We start from the raw sequence: 19,133 nt of genomic DNA, 5'->3' as shown, positions 1-19,133 counted from the left end.
CATCAATTATTGTTCTTCTAAATCGAATAGCCATTACAAAATTTACACATTAAAAAAAAGACCCCTCGATTGAGGGATCTTCTTTTTATATAAAATCTAAGAAATTAGAAATTATTTAATGATTTCAGTAACAACGCCTGATCCTACAGTACGTCCACCTTCACGGATTGAGAAACGAGTACCGTCTTCAATCGCGATAGGAGCGATTAATTCTACTGTCATTTCAACGTTATCACCAGGCATTACCATTTCAGTACCTTCTGGTAAGTGTACAACACCAGTTACGTCAGTAGTACGGAAATAGAATTGTGGACGATAGTTTGAGAAGAATGGAGTGTGACGTCCACCTTCGTCTTTTGATAATACGTAAACTTCTGCTTTGAATTCAGTATGTGGTGTAATTGAACCAGGAGCAGCTAATACTTGACCACGTTGTACGTCTTCACGAGCAACACCACGTAATAATGCACCGATGTTGTCACCAGCTTCAGCGTAGTCTAATAATTTACGGAACATTTCAACACCTGTAACAGTTGTTTTAGATGTGTCATGTAAACCGATGATTTCAACTTCTTCACCAACTTTGATTTGACCACGTTCAACACGGCCTGTAGCAACAGTACCACGACCAGTGATTGAGAATACGTCCTCAACTGGCATCATGAATGGTTTGTCAGAATCACGTTCTGGAGTTGGAATGTAAGTATCTACAGCTTCCATTAATTCTAAGATTTTTTCTTCGTATTTAGCATCGCCTTCTAAAGCTTTTAAAGCTGAACCAGCGATTACAGGTACGTCGTCACCTGGGAAGTCATATTCGCTTAATAAGTCACGAACTTCCATTTCTACTAATTCTAATAATTCTTCATCGTCAACCATGTCAACTTTGTTTAAGAATACTACTAATGCTGGTACACCAACGTTACGTGATAAAAGAATGTGTTCACGAGTTTGTGGCATTGGACCGTCAGCAGCAGATACTACTAAGATACCACCGTCCATTTGAGCAGCACCAGTGATCATGTTTTTAACGTAGTCAGCGTGTCCTGGGCAGTCAACGTGAGCATAGTGACGTTTGTCAGTTTGGTACTCAATATGAGAAGTATTGATTGTGATACCACGTTCTTTTTCTTCTGGAGCGTTGTCAATCATGTCATATGATTGTGCAACTGAGTCACCATTTTTAGCTAATACAGTAGCGATAGCTGCTGTTAAAGTAGTTTTACCATGGTCAACGTGACCGATAGTACCGATATTGGCATGTTCTTTAGAACGATCAAATTTTTCTTTTGCCATTATAAAATCTCTCCTATTCTAATTAAAAATAATATTTAAATTTATCTCTCATGATAGTTTCTCACCATCATGAGAAGATCATTTATAGCGATTGCAAAAAGAATTTTACAATTCTTTTATAATGCATTCACCCCAAAAAATCAAACTATAAAGATGATAGCTTAGAATTAAGCTCACCTTGTATTTTAACCTAGGCTAGCTAGTCAAAACAAGTTATATTATTCACCTTTATTTTTCTTGATAATATCTTCAGCGATTGATTTTGGAACTTCAGCGTAGTGATCGAAGTACATAGTGTAAGTACCGCGACCTTGAGTGTTAGAACGTAATGATGTTGCATAACCGAACATTTCTGAAAGTGGTACATAAGCATTAACAACTTGTGCATTACCACGAGGTTCCATACCATCAACACGTCCACGACGAGATGTTACGTCACCCATGATATCACCCATGTACTCTTCAGGCATTTCAATAGTTACTTTCATCATTGGTTCTAAGATTACAGGATCACATTTTTTAGCAGCTTCTTTAAGTGCTAATGATGCAGCAATTTTGAAGGCCATTTCAGATGAATCGACATCATGGTATGAACCATCATATAATTTAGCTTTAACATCAATTAATGGATAACCTGCTAAGACACCATTTTCCATAGCATCTTTAAGACCAGCTTCTACTGATGGAATGTATTCACGAGGAACTACACCACCAACGATAGCGTTTTCGAATTCGAAACCTGCGCCTGTTTCGTTTGGTGTGAATTCAATGTGAACATCACCGTATTGACCACGACCACCAGATTGACGAGAGAATTTACCTTGAACTTGTGCAGATGATTTGAATGTTTCACGATATGAAACCATTGGAGCACCTACGTTACATTCAACGTTGAATTCTTTCTTCATACGGTCTACTAAGATGTCTAAGTGAAGCTCACCCATACCACCGATGATAACTTGTCCAGTTTCTTCGTCAGTGTGTGCATGGAATGTTGGGTCTTCTTCTTGTAATTTAACTAAAGCTTGAGTCATTTTATCTTGGTCAGCTTTAGATTTTGGCTCTACTGATAAGTGAATAACTGGCTCTGGGAATTCCATTGATTCCAAGATAATGTCATTTTTCTCACCACATAAAGTATCACCAGTACCTGTATCTTTAAGACCTACCGCAGCAGCGATATCTCCAGAGTATACAGTATCGATTTCTTGACGTGAGTTAGCGTGCATTTGTAATAAACGACCTACACGTTCACGTTTACCTTTAGTTGAGTTCTTAACGTATGAACCAGATGTCATTGTACCTGAGTACACACGGAAGAATGTTAACTTACCAACATAAGGGTCAGTCATAACTTTGAACGCTAAAGCAGCAAATTCAGCTGAATCGTCTGCTTTCGCAATTACTTCTTCTTCAGGGTTGCTAGCACGGTGACCAATAATTGGTTTAACGTCTAGTGGTGAAGGTAAGTAATCAATTACAGCGTCAAGCATTAATTGAACACCTTTGTTTTTGAAAGCTGTACCACAAAGTACCGGGTAGAATTCTACGTTAGTAGTAGCTTGGCGGATAGCTTCTTTTAATTCAGAAACTGAAATTTCTTCGTCACCAAGATATTTTTCCATTAATTCGTCGCTAGTTTCTGCAACTGCTTCGATTAAGCTAGCACGAGCTTCTTCAGCTCTATCTAAGTGATCTTCAGGAATTTCAATTTCTTCAATTTCAGTACCTAAATCATTTGTATATTTGAAACATTTCATTTCAACTAAGTCAATGATTGCTTCGAATTCGTCTTCCGCACCAATTGGTAATTGGATTGGAGCAGCGTTAGCTTGTAAACGATCATGTAATGTACTTACAGAGTATTCGAAGTTAGCACCTAATTTGTCCATTTTGTTTACAAATACGATACGTGGAACACCATAAGTTGTAGCCTGACGCCAAACTGTTTCAGTTTGAGGTTCAACACCTGATTGTGCATCAAGTACTGTAACTGCTCCGTCAAGTACACGTAATGAACGTTCAACTTCTACAGTGAAGTCTACGTGTCCAGGTGTATCGATAATGTTTACACGGTGACCTTCCCAAGCTGCTGTTGTTGCAGCAGATGTGATAGTAATACCACGGTCTTGTTCTTGCTCCATCCAGTCCATTTGTGAAGCACCTTCGTGTGTTTCACCAATTTTGTGGATACGGCCAGTGTAATAAAGAATACGTTCAGTCGTAGTCGTTTTACCAGCATCAATGTGAGCCATGATACCGATATTACGAGTTTTTTCTAATGAAAATTCTCTAGCCATGTATTTTTTCTCCTTCCAGTTTATATTACTGAATAAATACGATAGATATGGCGATGCCCTAAGCATGAACGCTTAATGAAAATTCATTAATATAGAACACACTCAGGGTAAAAGCTTTTATCTTACCAACGGTAGTGAGCAAATGCTTTGTTTGCTTCAGCCATTTTGTGAGTGTCCTCACGTTTCTTAACGGCACCACCTGTATTATTTGCTGCATCTAAAATTTCGTTAGCTAAACGATCTTCCATCGTTTTTTCACCACGAAGACGTGCATAGTTAACTAACCAACGTAAACCTAAAGTAGTACGACGTTCTGGACGAACTTCTACAGGTACTTGATAGTTAGAACCACCTACACGACGAGCTTTAACTTCTAATACTGGCATAATGTTGTTGATTGCTTCTTCGAATACTTCTAATGCATCACGACCACTGCGTTGTTCAACTAGGTCGAATGCTGAATAAAGAATTCTTTGTGCTGTTCCACGTTTACCATCTAACATAATTTTGTTAATTAATTTAGTTACTAACTTAGAGTTATGAATTGGATCTGGTAATACGTCTCTTTTAGGTACTGATCCTTTACGAGGCATAATGTAAATCCTCCCTTCCTTATATTAAATATTTTAAGTTTAAGATTTAATTAAAAACTAAATTCTTAGTTTTTAGGTTTCTTAGTTCCGTATAATGAACGACCTTGTCTACGTCCGTCAACACCTGAAGTATCAAGTGCTCCACGTACAATATGGTAACGCACACCTGGTAAGTCTTTTACACGTCCACCACGTACAAGTACAACACTGTGTTCTTGTAAGTTATGTCCGATACCAGGGATGTATGCGTTAATTTCGATGTTGTTTGATAAACGCACACGTGCATATTTACGTAACGCTGAGTTAGGTTTTTTAGGTGTCATTGTACCTACACGAGTACATACACCACGTTTTTGTGGTGAGTTTAAGTCAGTAAATTTTTTCTTTTTACTGTTGAAACCTTTATTTAAAGCTGGAGAATCTGATTTTTTGATTTTGCTTTGTCTTGGTTTACGTACTAATTGGTTAATAGTTGGCATGTGATATGTCCTCCTCTCTTCACTTTTTAATCCCACACATCCAGGTGGTTCATTTTTAGGTTAAATAAAATTTAGTAAGTAAAACACTTACTAATTCTCATTTAATCAATGCTACTATTGTCGCATTGACGTTAATACCTACATGTTTACCCAAAGCATGTTTGCTTTTGAAAAAAGATACAGGTATATTTTTCTGATTGATTTGGCTTAACACGCGAGTCATTAAATATACTTCAACGTCTTCAGCAATAATCAAAGATGTAACTTGATCTTTCTTTAACGCTTTAAGCGTTTCTTTAAGACCAACTACAAAATGTTGTTTGTTAAAGCGTGCAACTTTTTCCTTAGACAATAACTTATCCTCCAAAGTTCTGCTTGCATCAACCTTTAATATATTAACATTGAACAAGAGAATTCGTCAACATTAAATCAAATAATTTACATAAAAATAACAAGAGGCTAAAGCCTTAGCCTCTGTTATATACTTATTATTCCGTTACTTCAGTTTGAGATTCAACTTCTGCAACTGGTTTAGCTGTTTTTTCGTATTTTACGTCGCTATAACGTCTCATACCAGTACCAGCTGGAATTAACTTACCAATAATTACGTTTTCTTTAAGACCTAATAAGTCATCACGCTTACCTTTAATTGCTGCATCTGTAAGAACTCTTGTTGTTTCTTGGAATGATGCTGCAGATAAGAAACTTTCTGTTTCAAGTGATGCTTTAGTAATACCAAGTAATACTGGTTTAGCTGTTGCAGGACGCTTACGGTGTTTAAATGCTTCTCTATTTGCATCTGTAAAGTTATGAATATCAACTAATGAACCTGGTAATAACTTCGTATCACCTGCTTCGATAATTCTAACTTTACGTAACATTTGTCGAACCATAACCTCAACGTGTTTATCGTCGATTTCTACCCCTTGCATACGATAAACTTTTTGTACTTCTTTTAATAAGTAGCTTTCTGTCGCGTTTAATCCAGCAACTGATAAGTAATTCTTAGGTTCAATAGAACCTTCAGTTAATACTTCACCACGTTGAACTGGTTGACCTATTTCTACAATAATTCTTGAAGTACCTGAAGCAAGGTATGATCTTGTTTCATTAGCACCTTTAACAACGATTTCTTGTTGTCTATCTTTTGCTAATTTAATATCTTCTACGACACCTTCGATTTCAGTAATTACCGCTTGACCTTTAGGGTTACGTGCTTCGAAAATCTCTTGAATACGAGGAAGACCTTGTGTGATATCGCTACCTGCTACCCCACCTGTATGGAATGTACGCATTGTAAGCTGTGTACCTGGTTCACCGATAGATTGGGCTGCAATTGTACCAACTGCTTCACCAACTTCAACTTTTTCACCAGTAGCAAGGTTTTTACCGTAACATTTTTCACAAACACCATGGCGTGCGTTACAAGTAAATGCTGAGCGAATATACATTTGTTCAATACCAGCATCTGTAATTTTCTTAGCAATTTCAGGTGTAATTAATTCATCAGGACGAATGATTATTTCATCAGTTTCAGGATGACGAATTGTTTCTTTAGAATAACGACCTTCAATACGTTCGATAAATGGTTCAATCATTTCTGTACCTTCTTTAATATCAGAAACTAATAAACCTCTATCAGTACCACAGTCTTCTTCACGAACAATAACATCTTGTGCCACGTCAACAAGACGACGAGTAAGATATCCTGAGTCAGCTGTTTTAAGTGCTGTATCGGCAAGACCTTTACGTGCACCGTGAGTTGAGATGAAGTATTCAAGTACTGTTAAACCTTCACGGAATGAAGATGTGATTGGTAATTCGATAATCTTACCAGATGGTGCGGCCATCAATCCACGCATACCTGCTAACTGTGTAAAGTTAGATGCGTTACCACGGGCACCTGAATCACTCATCATAAAGATTGGGTTAGTTTTATCAAGTGATTGCATCAATTCACCTTGAATTTGATCTTTTGCATCTGTCCAAATTTCAACAACTGCATTATATCTTTCTTCTTCAGTGATTAAACCACGATTGAATTGTTTTGTAATTCTGTCGACTAATTTTTCATGCTCATCAAGTATTTGTTGCTTATCAGGTAATACTACGATATCAGCAACACCTACTGTAATACCAGCTTTAGATGAGAATTTGAATCCTAAGTCTTTCATACGGTCTAACATCATTGATGTATCAGTGATGCTAAATCTGTTGAATACTTCTGCAATAATATTACCTAAGAATTTTTTGTTGAAAGGTTCAATTAATTCTTCATTTTCAAAGTATTCTTTTAATCCACCTTCACCTAAAGTTGTAGGATCGATGAAATATCTGTTTGGTGTCTTTCTTTCTAAGTTTTCTTGCGTAGGTTCATTAATATAAGCAAATGAATCTGGAATGATTTCATTAAATATAATTTTACCTACTGACGTAGCAAGAATCTTTTTGTTTTGTTCTTCAGTAAATGTTGGATTGTTGAATGAACTTGCATGTACACCAATTCTTGTGTGTAAATGTACAAAGCCATTTGCATATGCTTTTAATACTTCATTTGTATTATTAAAGATTGCGCCTGTATTTACTGCATCTTTTCTTTCTAAAGTAAGGTAATAGTTACCAAGTACCATATCTTGTGATGGTGTAACTACTGGTTTACCATCTTTAGGGTTCAAGATGTTTTGTGCTGCTAACATCAACATTCTTGCTTCAGCTTGTGCCTCTTTTGATAAAGGAACGTGAACCGCCATTTGGTCACCATCAAAGTCAGCGTTATAAGCTGTTGTTACAAGTGGATGTAAACGAATCGCACGACCTTCAACTAAAGTTGGTTCAAATGCTTGAATACCAAGTCTATGAAGTGTTGGTGCACGGTTAAGTAATACAGGATGTTCTCTAATTACTTCTTCCAATACGTCCCAAACTTCATCATCCATGCGTTCGATTTTACTCTTCGCATTTTTAATGTTAGTTGCAATTTCACGTTGAACTAATTCTTTCATTACGAATGGTTTAAATAGTTCAAGTGCCATTTCTTTTGGCAAACCACATTGATACATTTTCAAGCTTGGACCTACCGCGATAACTGAACGTCCTGAATAGTCAACACGTTTACCAAGTAAGTTTTGACGGAAACGACCTTGTTTACCTTTTAACATATGTGATAAAGATTTTAATGGACGGTTACCTGGGCCAGTAACTGGACGACCACGACGACCATTATCAATTAAAGCGTCAACGGCTTCTTGTAACATACGTTTTTCGTTTTGAACGATGATACCAGGTGCACCTAAATCTAATAAACGTTTTAAACGATTATTTCGATTAATTACACGACGGTATAAGTCGTTTAAGTCACTTGTTGCAAATCGTCCACCATCTAATTGAACCATTGGACGAATTTCTGGTGGGATGATTGGAAGTACATCTAAAATCATCCATGAAGGTTTGTTACCTGAATTACGGAATGATTCAACAACTTCTAAACGTTTAATTGCACGAGTAAGTCTTTGACCAGTAGCTGATTCCAACTCATCACGTAACAATTTAAGTTCTTCGTCAAGATCAATCTCTTCAAGTAAATTTTTAATACCTTCTGCACCCATTTTTGCAACGAATTGACCTGGGTATTTATCATAATAATCTCTGAATTCAGCTTCAGATAATAAAGTTTTCTTTTCTAAACCAGTTGGACCTGGATCTACAACAACATAAGAAGCGAAGTAAATAACTTCTTCTAATGCTCTTGGTGACATGTCAAGTAATAATCCCATACGACTTGGTATACCTTTGAAATACCAAATGTGAGAAACTGGAGCAGCAAGTTCAATGTGACCCATTCTTTCACGACGTACTTTAGATTTAGTTACTTCAACTCCACATCTGTCACAGACCATGCCTTTGTAGCGAACACGTTTGTATTTACCACAACTACATTCCCAGTCTTTTGTAGGTCCGAAAATTCTTTCACAGAATAGACCATCTTTTTCAGGTTTTAATGTACGGTAGTTGATTGTTTCAGGTTTTTTAACTTCACCAAAAGACCAAGAACGGATTTTTTCAGGTGAAGCCAATCCTATTTTCATATAATGGAAATTATTTACATCAATCAAGGAGCCTACCTCCTTCAATTTAGATTAGCTGTGCTATTTGATTGATTTGCATTTTTTTAAAATGGCTTAAAGTACTAAACTGAATCATCAATAAAATTCAGCTTAGTATCTTTTTGCCTGTTTTGTAAATTGCGTATTAATCAGTAACTTCTTTTTGTGTTTCAGGAGCATCATTTTGTTGTAAATCTACTTTGCGTTCTACAACATCATCGTCATCAACGTCTGTCATTTCGATTTCATTATCTTGCTCATCCATAACTTTTACATCTAAACCTAAACTTTGTAATTCTTTCATCAATACTCGGAATGATTCTGGAACACTTGGTCTAGAGATGTTTTCACCTTTAACAATAGCCTCGTATGTTTTCACACGTCCTACTGTATCATCGGATTTGTAAGTTAAGATTTCTTGTAATGTGTATGCAGCACCATATGCTTCAAGTGCCCATACCTCCATCTCACCGAAACGTTGTCCACCGAATTGCGCTTTACCGCCAAGTGGTTGTTGTGTAACAAGTGAATATGGTCCTGTTGAACGCGCATGTAATTTATCATCAACCATGTGCGCAAGTTTCAACATGTACATTACACCTACTGAAATACGGTTATCAAATGGTTCACCTGTACGTCCATCATAAAGTACAGTTTTACCATCACGAGCCATACCAGCTTCTTCAATTGTTGACCATACATCGTCATCGTTTGCACCGTCAAATACTGGTGATGCAACATGAATACCTAGATTTTTAGCAGCCATACCTAAGTGTAGCTCTAATACTTGTCCGATGTTCATACGAGATGGTACACCAAGAGGGTTTAACATGATATCGATCGGACGTCCGTCTGGTAAGTAAGGCATATCTTCTTCAGGAACAATCTTAGAAATGACACCTTTGTTACCATGTCGACCACACATCTTATCACCAACGTGAATTTTACGTTTTTGAACGATATATACACGTACTAATTGGTTTACACCAGGTGATAATGTATCGTCGCCTTCTTCGCGATTGAATACTTTTACATCAAGAACGATACCGCCAGCGCCGTGAGGTACACGTAATGAAGTATCTCTAACTTCACGTGCTTTTTCACCAAAGATTGCATGTAACAATCTTTCTTCGGCAGTTAACTCAGTTACACCTTTAGGCGTTACTTTACCAACTAAAATATCTCCATCTTTTACTTCTGCACCAATATAAACGATACCACGATCGTCTAAGTTCTTAAGTGCACTTTCAGAAACATTAGGAATATCTCTTGTGATTTCTTCAGGTCCTAACTTAGTATCACGTGCTTCTGATTCATACTCTTCAATATGAATAGAAGTATACACGTCATCTTTCACAAGTCTTTCACTCATGATAACGGCATCCTCATAGTTGTATCCGTCCCAAGTCATGAAACCAACTACTACGTTTCTACCTAATGCCATTTCTCCTAATTCCATAGATGGTCCATCTGCTAAAATCTCGTTATACTCAACAACATCTCCAACTGCAACGATTGGACGTTGGTTGTAACATGTACCTGAGTTTGAACGTTTAAATTTAGCTAATGGATAGCGATCTAATTCACCTTCATGCTCAACGCCGTTCTCTTCAACTAGACGACGTACAAGAATTTCATTAGATTCAACATGTTCAACGCGACCTCTGTGCTTAGCTGTAATAGCTGCACCAGAATCACGAGCTGCAACGTGTTCCATACCTGTGCCAACAAATGGTGCTTCTGGATTCATCAAAGGCACTGCTTGACGTTGCATGTTCGCACCCATCAATGCACGGTTTGAGTCATCATTTTCTAAGAATGGAATACATGCTGTCGCTGCTGAAACAACTTGCTTCGGCGATACATCCATATAATCCATTTTTTCTTTAGCCATCACTGTATTGTTACCACGGAAACGACATACAACTTCATCATCCATGAAACGACCATTTTCATCTAATTTAGAGTTTGCTTGTGCTACAACATAGCTATCTTCTTCGTCAGCTGTTAAATAGTCAATTTGATCAGTGATAGCATGTGTATCTAAATCAACTTTACGATATGGTGTTTCAATAAAGCCGAATTCATTTACACGTGCATAACTTGATAATGAGTTAATCAATCCAATGTTTGGTCCCTCAGGTGTTTCAATTGGACACATACGGCCATAGTGAGAGTAGTGAACGTCACGCACTTCCATTTGAGCACGTTCACGTGTTAAACCACCAGGTCCTAATGCTGATAGACGACGTTTATGCGTTAACTCAGCTAATGGATTTGCTTGGTCCATGAATTGTGATAATTGAGAGCTACCAAAGAATTCTTTAATAGATGCAATAACAGGTCGAATATTAATTAATTGTTGAGGTGTGATAGACTCAGTATCTTGAATTGACATTCTTTCACGTACAACTCTTTCCATTCTTGATAAACCGATACGGAATTGGTTTTGTAGTAATTCACCTACAGAACGTAAACGACGGTTACCTAAATGGTCAATATCATCTGTATATCCAATACCGCTTAATAAGTTAAAGAAGTAACTCATTGAAGCAATGATATCTGCTGGTGTAATACATTTAACTTCTGAGTCAGGGAAAGCATTACCAATTACAGTTGTCGTACGACCTTCATCATCGTTAGGAACATATACTTTAATTGATTGAATTTCTACTGGCTCGTCTATTACGCTACCATGCAATTCAAACACTTCGCTGTTTGCGTTTGATTCAAGTACATTCATGATTTCGTCGATTTTACGACGATCAAGCACTGTACCTTCTTCAACTACAATTTCACCAGTTTCAGTATTCACAATTGGCTCAGCTAATTTTTGATTGAATAAACGATGTTTTAAATGTAATTTTTTGTTTGTTTTATAACGACCCACGCTTGCTAAGTCATAGCGTTTTGGATCAAAGAAACGTGAATACAATAGACTTTTAGCATTTTCAACAGTTGGTGGTTCACCTGGACGTAAACGTTCATAGATTTCTAATAACGCTTGTTCAGTGTTTTCAGTGCCGTCTTTCTCTAAAGTATTACGTAAATATTCATTGTCACCTAAAAGGTCAACAATTTCTTGGTCACTTGAGAAACCTAATGCACGTAACAATACTGTTAATGGTAGTTTACGTGTTCTATCAATACGCACGTATACAACATCTTTAGCATCTGTTTCATATTCTAACCATGCACCACGGTTTGGAATAATTGTTGCATCATAGTTTTCACGACCATTTTTGTCGATTTTTTCATTGAAATAAACGGATGGTGAACGAACTAATTGAGATACGATTACACGTTCTGCACCATTGATAACGAACGTACCTGTATCAGTCATTAATGGGAAATCACCCATAAAGACTTCTTGTTCTTTAACTTCTCCTGTTTCTTTAATGATTAGACGCACTTTTACACGAAGAGGTGCAGCATAAGTAGCGTCACGGTTTTTAGATTCTTCTAAATCATATTTTGGTTCTCCTAAACGGTAATCCACAAACTCTAATGACAAATTACCAGTAAAATCTTCAATTGGAGAAATGTCTCTAAACATTTCGATTAAACCTTCTCTTAGGAACCACTCGTAAGATTTAGTTTGAATTTCTATTAAGTTTGGTAATTCTAATACTTCTGAAATTCTCGCGTAGTTTCTACGTTTACGATGTCTTCCATATTGGACAACTTGACCTGCCAAACAGATTCACCCCTCAAAAATTATGTGATCCGCTTTTAGCTAAATACCATAAGCATATTAATAAAAAGACAAAAAGAAAACGGCAACACTAATGATGACACCATTTTCGATTCTATATTTATTCTTAATTAACTTATCTATTTAACGTAAAAGTACACACTTATTGAACATAAATTTTTACATTATATAACTATAACAGAATATCCATTTCATTTCAAGCTTTTATGCTTCTCAGAATGTAATATCCTTTATCTTTATTTACCACTTCTACATTTCCAAAAAGTTCATTCATTCTTTTCTTTGCAGATGGCATACCTTGCTTCTTCTGAATTACCACGAATAGTTCACCGTTCGAGTCTAATCTATGTAATGCTTGCTCGAATATGCGATGCACGGTTTCTTTCCCTGCTCTTATTGGTGGATTGGTTAAAATAAAATCAAAACTTTTGTCTTCCACAGCAGACAAAGCATCACTTTCCTTTACGATCACATTATCAATACCGTTTAATTTTTTATTTTTTTCAACTAAGGCTAGCGCTCTGTGATTAACATCTAGCATTGTAATTGAATGATGTGGTGATACTTTAGCAATCATCAAACCAATTGGTCCGTAACCACAACCAACATCGGCAATTCGCTTACTTGGACCAGGTGGATGCGTTTTTAAAAAAGTTTGAACAAGAACATCTGAACCATAATCTACTTTATCTTTCGAAAACACTCCGTTATCAGTTATTAAATCAATTTTATGATGCTTTAATTGATATTGAATACGTTGTTCATTGCTAATTACACTTGGATCTTCATCATAATAATGACTCATTATTCCACCTCATCTTCACTTTGTAACTCGTCATTATAATTATAACATTTCACTCAGTCTTTAAATGAATAAAACCCCGTTATCAAAATAACGGGGTTTTAACTTCTCAAAGAATCATTATATTATAGCAATACTTGCTATAAAACTTTGATTATTAAGTTTAAGATACTTGAATTATTTTAATTCTACAGTAGCTCCAACTTCTTCTAATTGTTCTTTAAGTTTTTCAGCTTCTTCTTTAGGTAAAGCTTCTTTGATTACTTTAGGAGCTCCGTCTACTAATTCTTTAGCATCTTTTAATCCTAAACCAGTTGCTTCTTTAACAGCTTTAACAACTTTGATTTTAGATGAACCAGCTGAAGTTAACTCAACGTCAAATTCAGTTTTTTCTGCTGCAGCGTCAGCGCCACCAGCTGCACCTGCTACTGCTACTGGAGCAGCTGCAGTTACACCAAATTCTTCTTCAATTGCTTTTACTAAGTCGTTTAATTCTAATACTGACATTTCTTTAATCGCTTCAATGATTTGTTCATGATTAGCCATTTTATAATTCCTCCATTATTTTTAATTTTTTTACGCTAAAAATTATTCAGCGTTTTCTTCTTTTTGTTCTCCAATAGCTTTAACCGCATAAGCGAAGTTGCGTACAGGAGCTTGTAATACTGATAAAAGCATAGATACAAGACCATCGTGTGAAGGTAATGAACCAACAGTTTTAACTTCTTCTGCTGTAATAACATTGCCTTCCATAACGCCTGATTTAATTTCTAATGCTTCATGATCTTTAGCAAATCCAGAAATTACTTTCGCTGCAGCTACAGCATCTTCACTTGAAGTTGCAATGGCAGTAGGACCTGTTAAGAATTCATCTAAGCCTTCGATACCAGCTTTTTCAGCTGCACGACGTACCATAGTGTTTTTGTATACTTTATACTCAACACCAGCTTCACGTAATTGTGAACGTAAGTCAGTAACTTCAGCTACTGTTAATCCACGGTAGTCAACGATTACTGTTGAAACTGAATTTGATAGTACCTCAGCAATTTCATCAACTAGTTGTTTTTTAGCTTCAATGATAGCAGACATTCAGACACCTCCATTTAAATTTTTGGTGCTTTTTTTAAAATTAATAAAAAAAGCACTTTCTACCCACGGCAAAAAGTGCTTGAAAGATCATAGATCATCACGTTCAAGTCAATTTTAGCCTCGGTAGGATAAATTTTAAGTTATAAATAACTCCTACTGTCTTAGGTAAAATAATCACAATAAGTAATATAACTTGGAAATTACTTATTGTCAATATATTTTTACAGACTGAAAGATATTTCTTTCAGCCTGTAATTGTTTATATCATTTATTATTTGAAACTTGCAGTATCAATTTTAACTCCAGGACCCATTGTTGTAGTTACAGCAACAGATTTGAAGTATGTACCTTTAGCAGATGATGGTTTAGCTTTAGCTAATACATCTTGTAAAGTATTGAAGTTTTCAATTAATTGTTCATCAGTAAATGAAACTTTACCAATTGATGCATGTACGATACCAGCTTTTTCAGCGCGGTATTCTACTTTACCAGCTTTGATTTCTTCAACAGCTTTTTTAACATCCATTGTTACAGTTCCAGTTTTAGGGTTTGGCATTAAACCTTTTGGTCCTAATACACGACCTAATTTACCAACTTCACCCATCATGTCTGGTGTAGCAACTACTACATCGAAGTCGAACCAACCTTGTTGGATTTTTTGAACGTATTCTGCTTCACCTACATAGTCAGCACCTGCTGCTTCAGCTTCAGCAATTTTGTCACCTTTAGCGAATACTAATACACTTTGTGATTTACCAGTTCCGTTTGGTAATACAACTGCACCACGGATTTGTTGGTCATTTTTACGTGTATCAATTCCTAAACGGAATGCAACTTCAACAGAAGCGTCAAAGTTAGCAATGCTTGTTTCTTTAGCTAATTTAATTGCTTCTTCAACACTGTAGTGCTGAGTACGGTCAACTTTACTAGCTGCTTCTTGATACTTTTTACCTTTTTTAGCCATTTATAGTTCCTCCTTTAGTGGTTTTAGCGGAATTTCCTCCCACATTACTTGCTAGATGCAAGTTAAGAGCAGACAACAGAAGAATTAATCTTATGAATAAATCAATCATTAATCTAGTCATTCAGATTATATTTATAATTCATCATTATTATCTCTGTTATCTGCTTCATCGTTTAAATCATGTAATCAAATTTAATATTCGTAAAATTATTCTACAACGATACCCATACTACGTGCAGTACCTTCGATAATACGCATAGCTGCTTCTTCGTCAGCAGCGTTTAAGTCTTGCATTTTGCTGTTAGCAATTTCGCGTACTTGATCTTTAGTTACTGTAGCAACTTTAGTTTTGTTTGGTTCACCTGAACCTTTTTCAATACCAGCTGCTTTTTTAAGTAATACTGGAGCCGGTGGAGTTTTTGTAATAAATGTAAATGAACGATCTTCATAAACACTGATTTCTACCGGAATAATTAAACCTGCTTGATCTTGAGTACGTGCATTGAACTCTTTACAGAATCCCATGATGTTCACACCTGCTTGACCTAATGCTGGACCAACTGGTGGTGCTGGATTCGCTTTACCTGCAGGAATTTGTAATTTAACAACTTTATCTACTTTTTTAGCCACGATGTGCACCTCCTTGATATCGTGATGTGGTCACAGGGCTCAGTTTTGCCCTCCCACTCTTAACATTTCGTGACGAAATGGGCGCTCTAAAAGCGCGACCACATAATTTTAACACTTTTCTAATTAAAAAATCAATACTCTTTTTTATCTTTTGGTTAGTTTAATAACTTTAATTGTTAATTAAAGCTTTTCTATTTGATCGAATTCAACTTCTACTGGTGTTTCTCGGCCAAACATATCTACTAATACTGTTAGCTTAAACTTATCTGTTTCAATTTCTTGAACTTCACCAACTTGATTCGCAAATGGACCTGATTTAATACGAACTTGCTCGCCAACTTCGAGTTCAACATCGATAGTCTTTTCTTTAAGACCCATTTGTTTTAAGATGAAGCGAACTTCTTCTGGTAACAATGGATTCGGCTTAGACCCTGCACCTGCAGAACCTACAAAACCAGTAACGCCTGGTGTATTTCTTACCACATACCATGATTCATCTGTCATGATTAATTCCACTAAAACATATCCAGGGAATGTTTTTTTAACAGTCGTTTTAGCTTTGCCATCTTTTACTTGAGTTTCTTCTTCTTCCGGTATGACTACTCTAAAGATTTGTTCAGTCATATTCATAGATTCTACTCTTTTTTCTAAATTCTTTTTAACTTTATTTTCATATCCAGAATATGTATGCACTGCATACCAACGCTTTGCGCCAACTTCTTCAGACATGTCTTCACTCCTCTAACCAAATAATAAATTTTTCAATGCTGTAATTCCTAAATCTAAGGCATAGAAAAAGACTAAGAAGAATATAACAGTAGAAACTACAATTACAGTATATTTAAATAGCTCTTCTTTCGTCGGCCAACTTGTTTTTTCCATTTCAGACTTAACGCCTTTAAAGAAACTTTCTTTTTTAGCCATCTGCTCAACCTCCAAATCCTTTGAACATATTATCAAAGTATTATTTCGAATGTATTTATTTCGATTCTTTATGAATTGTGTGCGCGTTACACTTTGGACAATATTTCTTTAAGGTTAATCTTGTTGCCGAGCCTTCTTGCTTAGGAACATTATAATTTCTATTGCCACAAGCTTCACAATTTAAAGGTATTTTCCTCACAATAATTCACCTTTATTCATTATAATACCAGTATACTATACATAAAATTTATAACAAATGTCAAACCATCAAGAAGTAACACGTTCTAATTCAATTCACGTCCTAAGGCGCTTTTCAAATCATTTTGAAATAACGTTTTATTTTATTTTTACATCGTTGTATGGCATTATAAATCACTTTCTCTTTTACATGCATCAGTTGAGCAATTTCTCTCGGCTTATATTGTTCACACATTAAATACATGACATCTTTTTCAAATGCACTCAAATACTTAAACTGACGAATCAACTCTTTAATTGCTAATTTATTCAAATAATTGTTTTCAACATCATAACGCTTTATTACACATGGATACGTAACTCTATATTCATTAATCAAATTATCCATTCTTTTATTTGTAGCTAAATATTTTCTCAAATAATCATACTTTACAGACGTAATTAAACATTGAACATAATTTGTGAAAGGCTGCTCTCCACTAAAATCAAATGTTTGGACCGACCTATACATCCGTATAAGTATTTCTTGATATAAGTCTTCTAAATCATAATGATTAAATCCAAATGTTTTGATGCGTCGAATAATTAATGGTTGTAGATCCATTACTAACTTTTCGAAGTCTTTATCATTTATTGCATTGTTACGTTTGATTGTACTATCTTGAGTTGTCAAATCATATTTCAAGTATTAAACTAACCCCTTCTATCTAAAATTTAAGGTTAGTTTAATATTGTTACATTCAAAATTTCAAGATGACGGAAATGTCATTTCTTATGATGTCCTCTTCGTATTTTTTCAAATTCTGCAAGGATTTCAGAAGATAACGGAATTCGAGTTCTTGGCTTGTTTTCACTTATATCATCTAATGATTTACTCACATCAATTTCATTTTCTTTTAAGTCTCTCCACATTTCGCGAGATGATATTCTATATGCACCTGATCCAAAGATAGCATGTTGCTCACTCATATCACTTGTTACAACTGTAATATGCTTAGTGTGCTTGTCATAAAGTTCATAGACATAACGTTCTATGAAACTATCAGCTGTTTCTTTTTCCTTGGTAAAAATCGTTTTAACGCCATGATACATGTATTCTCTTTCAACACCCGATTGGTCATAAGCATCGAAAACACAAATAATTTCATCTGAAATAACTGCATTATAATTTGCAATTGCATCTATTAATTGCATTCTAGCTTCTTCTAAATTCTCTTTTGCAATGGCGTTTAGCGTTGGTGATTGTCCTATCATATTGTATCCATCAATGATTAAGTAACGTTCTTTCATTATATTTCTCCAACATCATGTCTTTTTCGAAATACTTCGTACATCATTAAACTTGCTGCAACCGAAGCATTCAAACTGTTTACATGTCCAACCATTGGAATCTTAATATAAAAATCGCATTTATCACTTACCAGGCGACTCATACCCTGTCCTTCGCTACCAATTACAATAGCCAATGACATGTCCGCTTCAAGATTTCTATAATCTGTTGCATTATTAGCTTCAGTGCCAGCTACCCAAAAGCCATTATCTTTTAGTTCATCGATAGTTTTAGCTAAATTTGTCACTCGAATAACTGGTACATGTTCAATTGCACCTGTTGAGGCTTTTGCAACTGTTTGCGTTAGTGTAACTGAACGACGTTTAGGAATAATAACACCATCAACTCCCGTTGCATCTGCTGTTCTTAAAATTGATCCCAAGTTATGCGGATCTTCTAAGCCGTCTAATATAAGTACTGTCGATAAACCTTCTTTTTCTTTTTGCTGTTTTAAAAATTGATCGAAGTCAGCATATTCATATGGTGCAATAAGCGCTGCAACCCCCTGATGTGGTGCATTTGCTAAAAAATCTAATTTAGATTTTGGTACAGTTTGAACAATGATTTTTTGATCTTTTGCATTTTTTAAAATTTCATTAATTTGTTGCTTTTTAATTCCTTCTTGAATCAATATCTTATTTATCGGATGCCCAGTAATAATCGCTTCTCTAACAGCATGCCTACCAACAATAACCGTATCTTCCACATTG

18 protein-coding genes and 1 other annotated feature are annotated in these 19,133 nt (G+C 35.7%); all 18 genes read right to left on the bottom strand.

Annotation, left to right across the window (positions count from 1 at the left end; translation table 11 throughout):
* Positions 1–111 precede the first annotated feature (111 nt).
* Positions 112–1,296: an elongation factor Tu gene (gene tuf / locus HMPREF2658_RS08620; RefSeq protein ID WP_001040566.1), complete on the bottom strand. Its 1,185-nt coding sequence runs from the start codon at positions 1,294–1,296 to the stop codon at positions 112–114.
* 218 nt (positions 1,297–1,514) lie between these two features.
* Positions 1,515–3,596, bottom strand: coding sequence for an elongation factor G (fusA, locus tag HMPREF2658_RS08615; protein WP_000090315.1), 2,082 nt, complete (start codon positions 3,594–3,596; stop codon positions 1,515–1,517).
* Between the two features lie 122 nt (positions 3,597–3,718).
* Positions 3,719–4,189 carry a 30S ribosomal protein S7 gene (gene rpsG, locus HMPREF2658_RS08610; RefSeq protein WP_001137495.1) on the bottom strand — a complete coding sequence of 157 codons (471 nt, stop codon included), beginning with the start codon at positions 4,187–4,189 and terminating at the stop codon, positions 3,719–3,721.
* A 65-nt stretch (positions 4,190–4,254) separates the two neighbouring features.
* A complete protein-coding gene (gene rpsL / locus HMPREF2658_RS08605) occupies positions 4,255–4,668 on the bottom strand; it encodes a 30S ribosomal protein S12 (RefSeq protein WP_001142337.1) in 414 nt (137 codons plus the stop codon).
* A 97-nt stretch (positions 4,669–4,765) separates the two neighbouring features.
* The gene (locus HMPREF2658_RS08600) at positions 4,766–5,020 is read right to left on the bottom strand and encodes a ribosomal L7Ae/L30e/S12e/Gadd45 family protein (protein ID WP_000031892.1); all 255 of its coding nucleotides are present in this window, start codon (positions 5,018–5,020) and stop codon (positions 4,766–4,768) included.
* A 136-nt stretch (positions 5,021–5,156) separates the two neighbouring features.
* Positions 5,157–8,753, bottom strand: coding sequence for a DNA-directed RNA polymerase subunit beta' (gene rpoC / locus HMPREF2658_RS08595; RefSeq protein WP_001827373.1), 3,597 nt, complete (start codon positions 8,751–8,753; stop codon positions 5,157–5,159).
* Positions 8,754–8,916: 163 nt separating this feature from the next.
* Complete coding sequence (gene rpoB / locus HMPREF2658_RS08590; RefSeq protein WP_000918680.1) at positions 8,917–12,468, bottom strand: DNA-directed RNA polymerase subunit beta; 3,552 nt, start codon at positions 12,466–12,468, stop codon at positions 8,917–8,919.
* A 214-nt stretch (positions 12,469–12,682) separates the two neighbouring features.
* Positions 12,683–13,291 carry a class I SAM-dependent methyltransferase gene (locus HMPREF2658_RS08585; protein WP_000020295.1) on the bottom strand — a complete coding sequence of 203 codons (609 nt, stop codon included), beginning with the start codon at positions 13,289–13,291 and terminating at the stop codon, positions 12,683–12,685.
* A gap of 174 nt (positions 13,292–13,465) precedes the next feature.
* Positions 13,466–13,834 (bottom strand): 50S ribosomal protein L7/L12, encoded by a 369-nt coding sequence (rplL, locus tag HMPREF2658_RS08580; RefSeq protein ID WP_001273586.1) that lies wholly within the window; start codon positions 13,832–13,834, stop codon positions 13,466–13,468.
* 42 nt (positions 13,835–13,876) lie between these two features.
* Positions 13,877–14,377, bottom strand: coding sequence for a 50S ribosomal protein L10 (rplJ, locus tag HMPREF2658_RS08575; protein ID WP_001273085.1), 501 nt, complete (start codon positions 14,375–14,377; stop codon positions 13,877–13,879).
* A gap of 37 nt (positions 14,378–14,414) precedes the next feature.
* Positions 14,415–14,561 (bottom strand) — a sequence feature (ribosomal protein L10 leader region).
* Positions 14,562–14,648: 87 nt separating this feature from the next.
* Entirely contained in the window at positions 14,649–15,341 is a 693-nt protein-coding gene (rplA, locus tag HMPREF2658_RS08570; protein WP_001074619.1) for a 50S ribosomal protein L1, read from the bottom strand.
* A 207-nt stretch (positions 15,342–15,548) separates the two neighbouring features.
* On the bottom strand, positions 15,549–15,971 hold the full coding sequence (gene rplK, locus HMPREF2658_RS08565; protein ID WP_001085792.1) for a 50S ribosomal protein L11: 423 nt from the start codon (positions 15,969–15,971) through the stop codon (positions 15,549–15,551).
* Between the two features lie 180 nt (positions 15,972–16,151).
* Positions 16,152–16,700, bottom strand: coding sequence for a transcription termination/antitermination protein NusG (nusG, locus tag HMPREF2658_RS08560; protein WP_001288302.1), 549 nt, complete (start codon positions 16,698–16,700; stop codon positions 16,152–16,154).
* A 12-nt stretch (positions 16,701–16,712) separates the two neighbouring features.
* Positions 16,713–16,895: a preprotein translocase subunit SecE gene (secE, locus tag HMPREF2658_RS08555; protein WP_001074473.1), complete on the bottom strand. Its 183-nt coding sequence runs from the start codon at positions 16,893–16,895 to the stop codon at positions 16,713–16,715.
* Between the two features lie 55 nt (positions 16,896–16,950).
* Positions 16,951–17,094 (bottom strand): 50S ribosomal protein L33, encoded by a 144-nt coding sequence (gene rpmG / locus HMPREF2658_RS14215; RefSeq protein WP_001788193.1) that lies wholly within the window; start codon positions 17,092–17,094, stop codon positions 16,951–16,953.
* Positions 17,095–17,208: 114 nt separating this feature from the next.
* A complete protein-coding gene (locus tag HMPREF2658_RS08550; RefSeq protein ID WP_000872878.1) occupies positions 17,209–17,778 on the bottom strand; it encodes a sigma-70 family RNA polymerase sigma factor in 570 nt (189 codons plus the stop codon).
* Between the two features lie 80 nt (positions 17,779–17,858).
* Positions 17,859–18,383, bottom strand: a complete 525-nt coding sequence (locus tag HMPREF2658_RS08545; RefSeq protein WP_000664731.1) for an NYN domain-containing protein — start codon at positions 18,381–18,383, stop codon at positions 17,859–17,861.
* Positions 18,383–19,129, bottom strand: coding sequence for a 23S rRNA (guanosine(2251)-2'-O)-methyltransferase RlmB (rlmB, locus tag HMPREF2658_RS08540; protein WP_000390332.1), 747 nt, complete (start codon positions 19,127–19,129; stop codon positions 18,383–18,385). Before rlmB ends, HMPREF2658_RS08545 begins: the two co-directional genes overlap by 1 nt.
* Between the last annotated feature and the right edge of the window lie 4 nt (positions 19,130–19,133).

The sequence above is a fragment of the Staphylococcus sp. HMSC062H10 genome, from assembly GCF_001836945.1.
GTDB lineage: Bacteria > Bacillota > Bacilli > Staphylococcales > Staphylococcaceae > Staphylococcus > Staphylococcus aureus.
Note: the sequence above shows the minus strand (reverse complement) of the source record. Positions and strands in the feature narration are given on the sequence as shown.

What these genes read in the sequence shown, in the direction of transcription:
- tuf (WP_001040566.1), bottom strand. Translation starts at nt 1,296, where the DNA reads ATGGCAAAAGAAAAATTTGATCGTTCTAAAGAACATGCCAATATCGGT.
- rpsL (WP_001142337.1), bottom strand. Translation starts at nt 4,668, where the DNA reads ATGCCAACTATTAACCAATTAGTACGTAAACCAAGACAAAGCAAAATC.
- secE (WP_001074473.1), bottom strand. Translation starts at nt 16,895, where the DNA reads ATGGCTAAAAAAGAAAGTTTCTTTAAAGGCGTTAAGTCTGAAATGGAA.
- rpoC (WP_001827373.1), bottom strand. Translation starts at nt 8,753, where the DNA reads ATGAAAATAGGATTGGCTTCACCTGAAAAAATCCGTTCTTGGTCTTTT.
- rplA (WP_001074619.1), bottom strand. Translation starts at nt 15,341, where the DNA reads ATGGCTAAAAAAGGTAAAAAGTATCAAGAAGCAGCTAGTAAAGTTGAC.
- fusA (WP_000090315.1), bottom strand. Translation starts at nt 3,596, where the DNA reads ATGGCTAGAGAATTTTCATTAGAAAAAACTCGTAATATCGGTATCATG.
- HMPREF2658_RS08585 (WP_000020295.1), bottom strand. Translation starts at nt 13,291, where the DNA reads ATGAGTCATTATTATGATGAAGATCCAAGTGTAATTAGCAATGAACAA.
- rpsG (WP_001137495.1), bottom strand. Translation starts at nt 4,189, where the DNA reads ATGCCTCGTAAAGGATCAGTACCTAAAAGAGACGTATTACCAGATCCA.
- rplL (WP_001273586.1), bottom strand. Translation starts at nt 13,834, where the DNA reads ATGGCTAATCATGAACAAATCATTGAAGCGATTAAAGAAATGTCAGTA.
- nusG (WP_001288302.1), bottom strand. Translation starts at nt 16,700, where the DNA reads ATGTCTGAAGAAGTTGGCGCAAAGCGTTGGTATGCAGTGCATACATAT.
- rplJ (WP_001273085.1), bottom strand. Translation starts at nt 14,377, where the DNA reads ATGTCTGCTATCATTGAAGCTAAAAAACAACTAGTTGATGAAATTGCT.
- HMPREF2658_RS08545 (WP_000664731.1), bottom strand. Translation starts at nt 18,383, where the DNA reads ATGAAAGAACGTTACTTAATCATTGATGGATACAATATGATAGGACAA.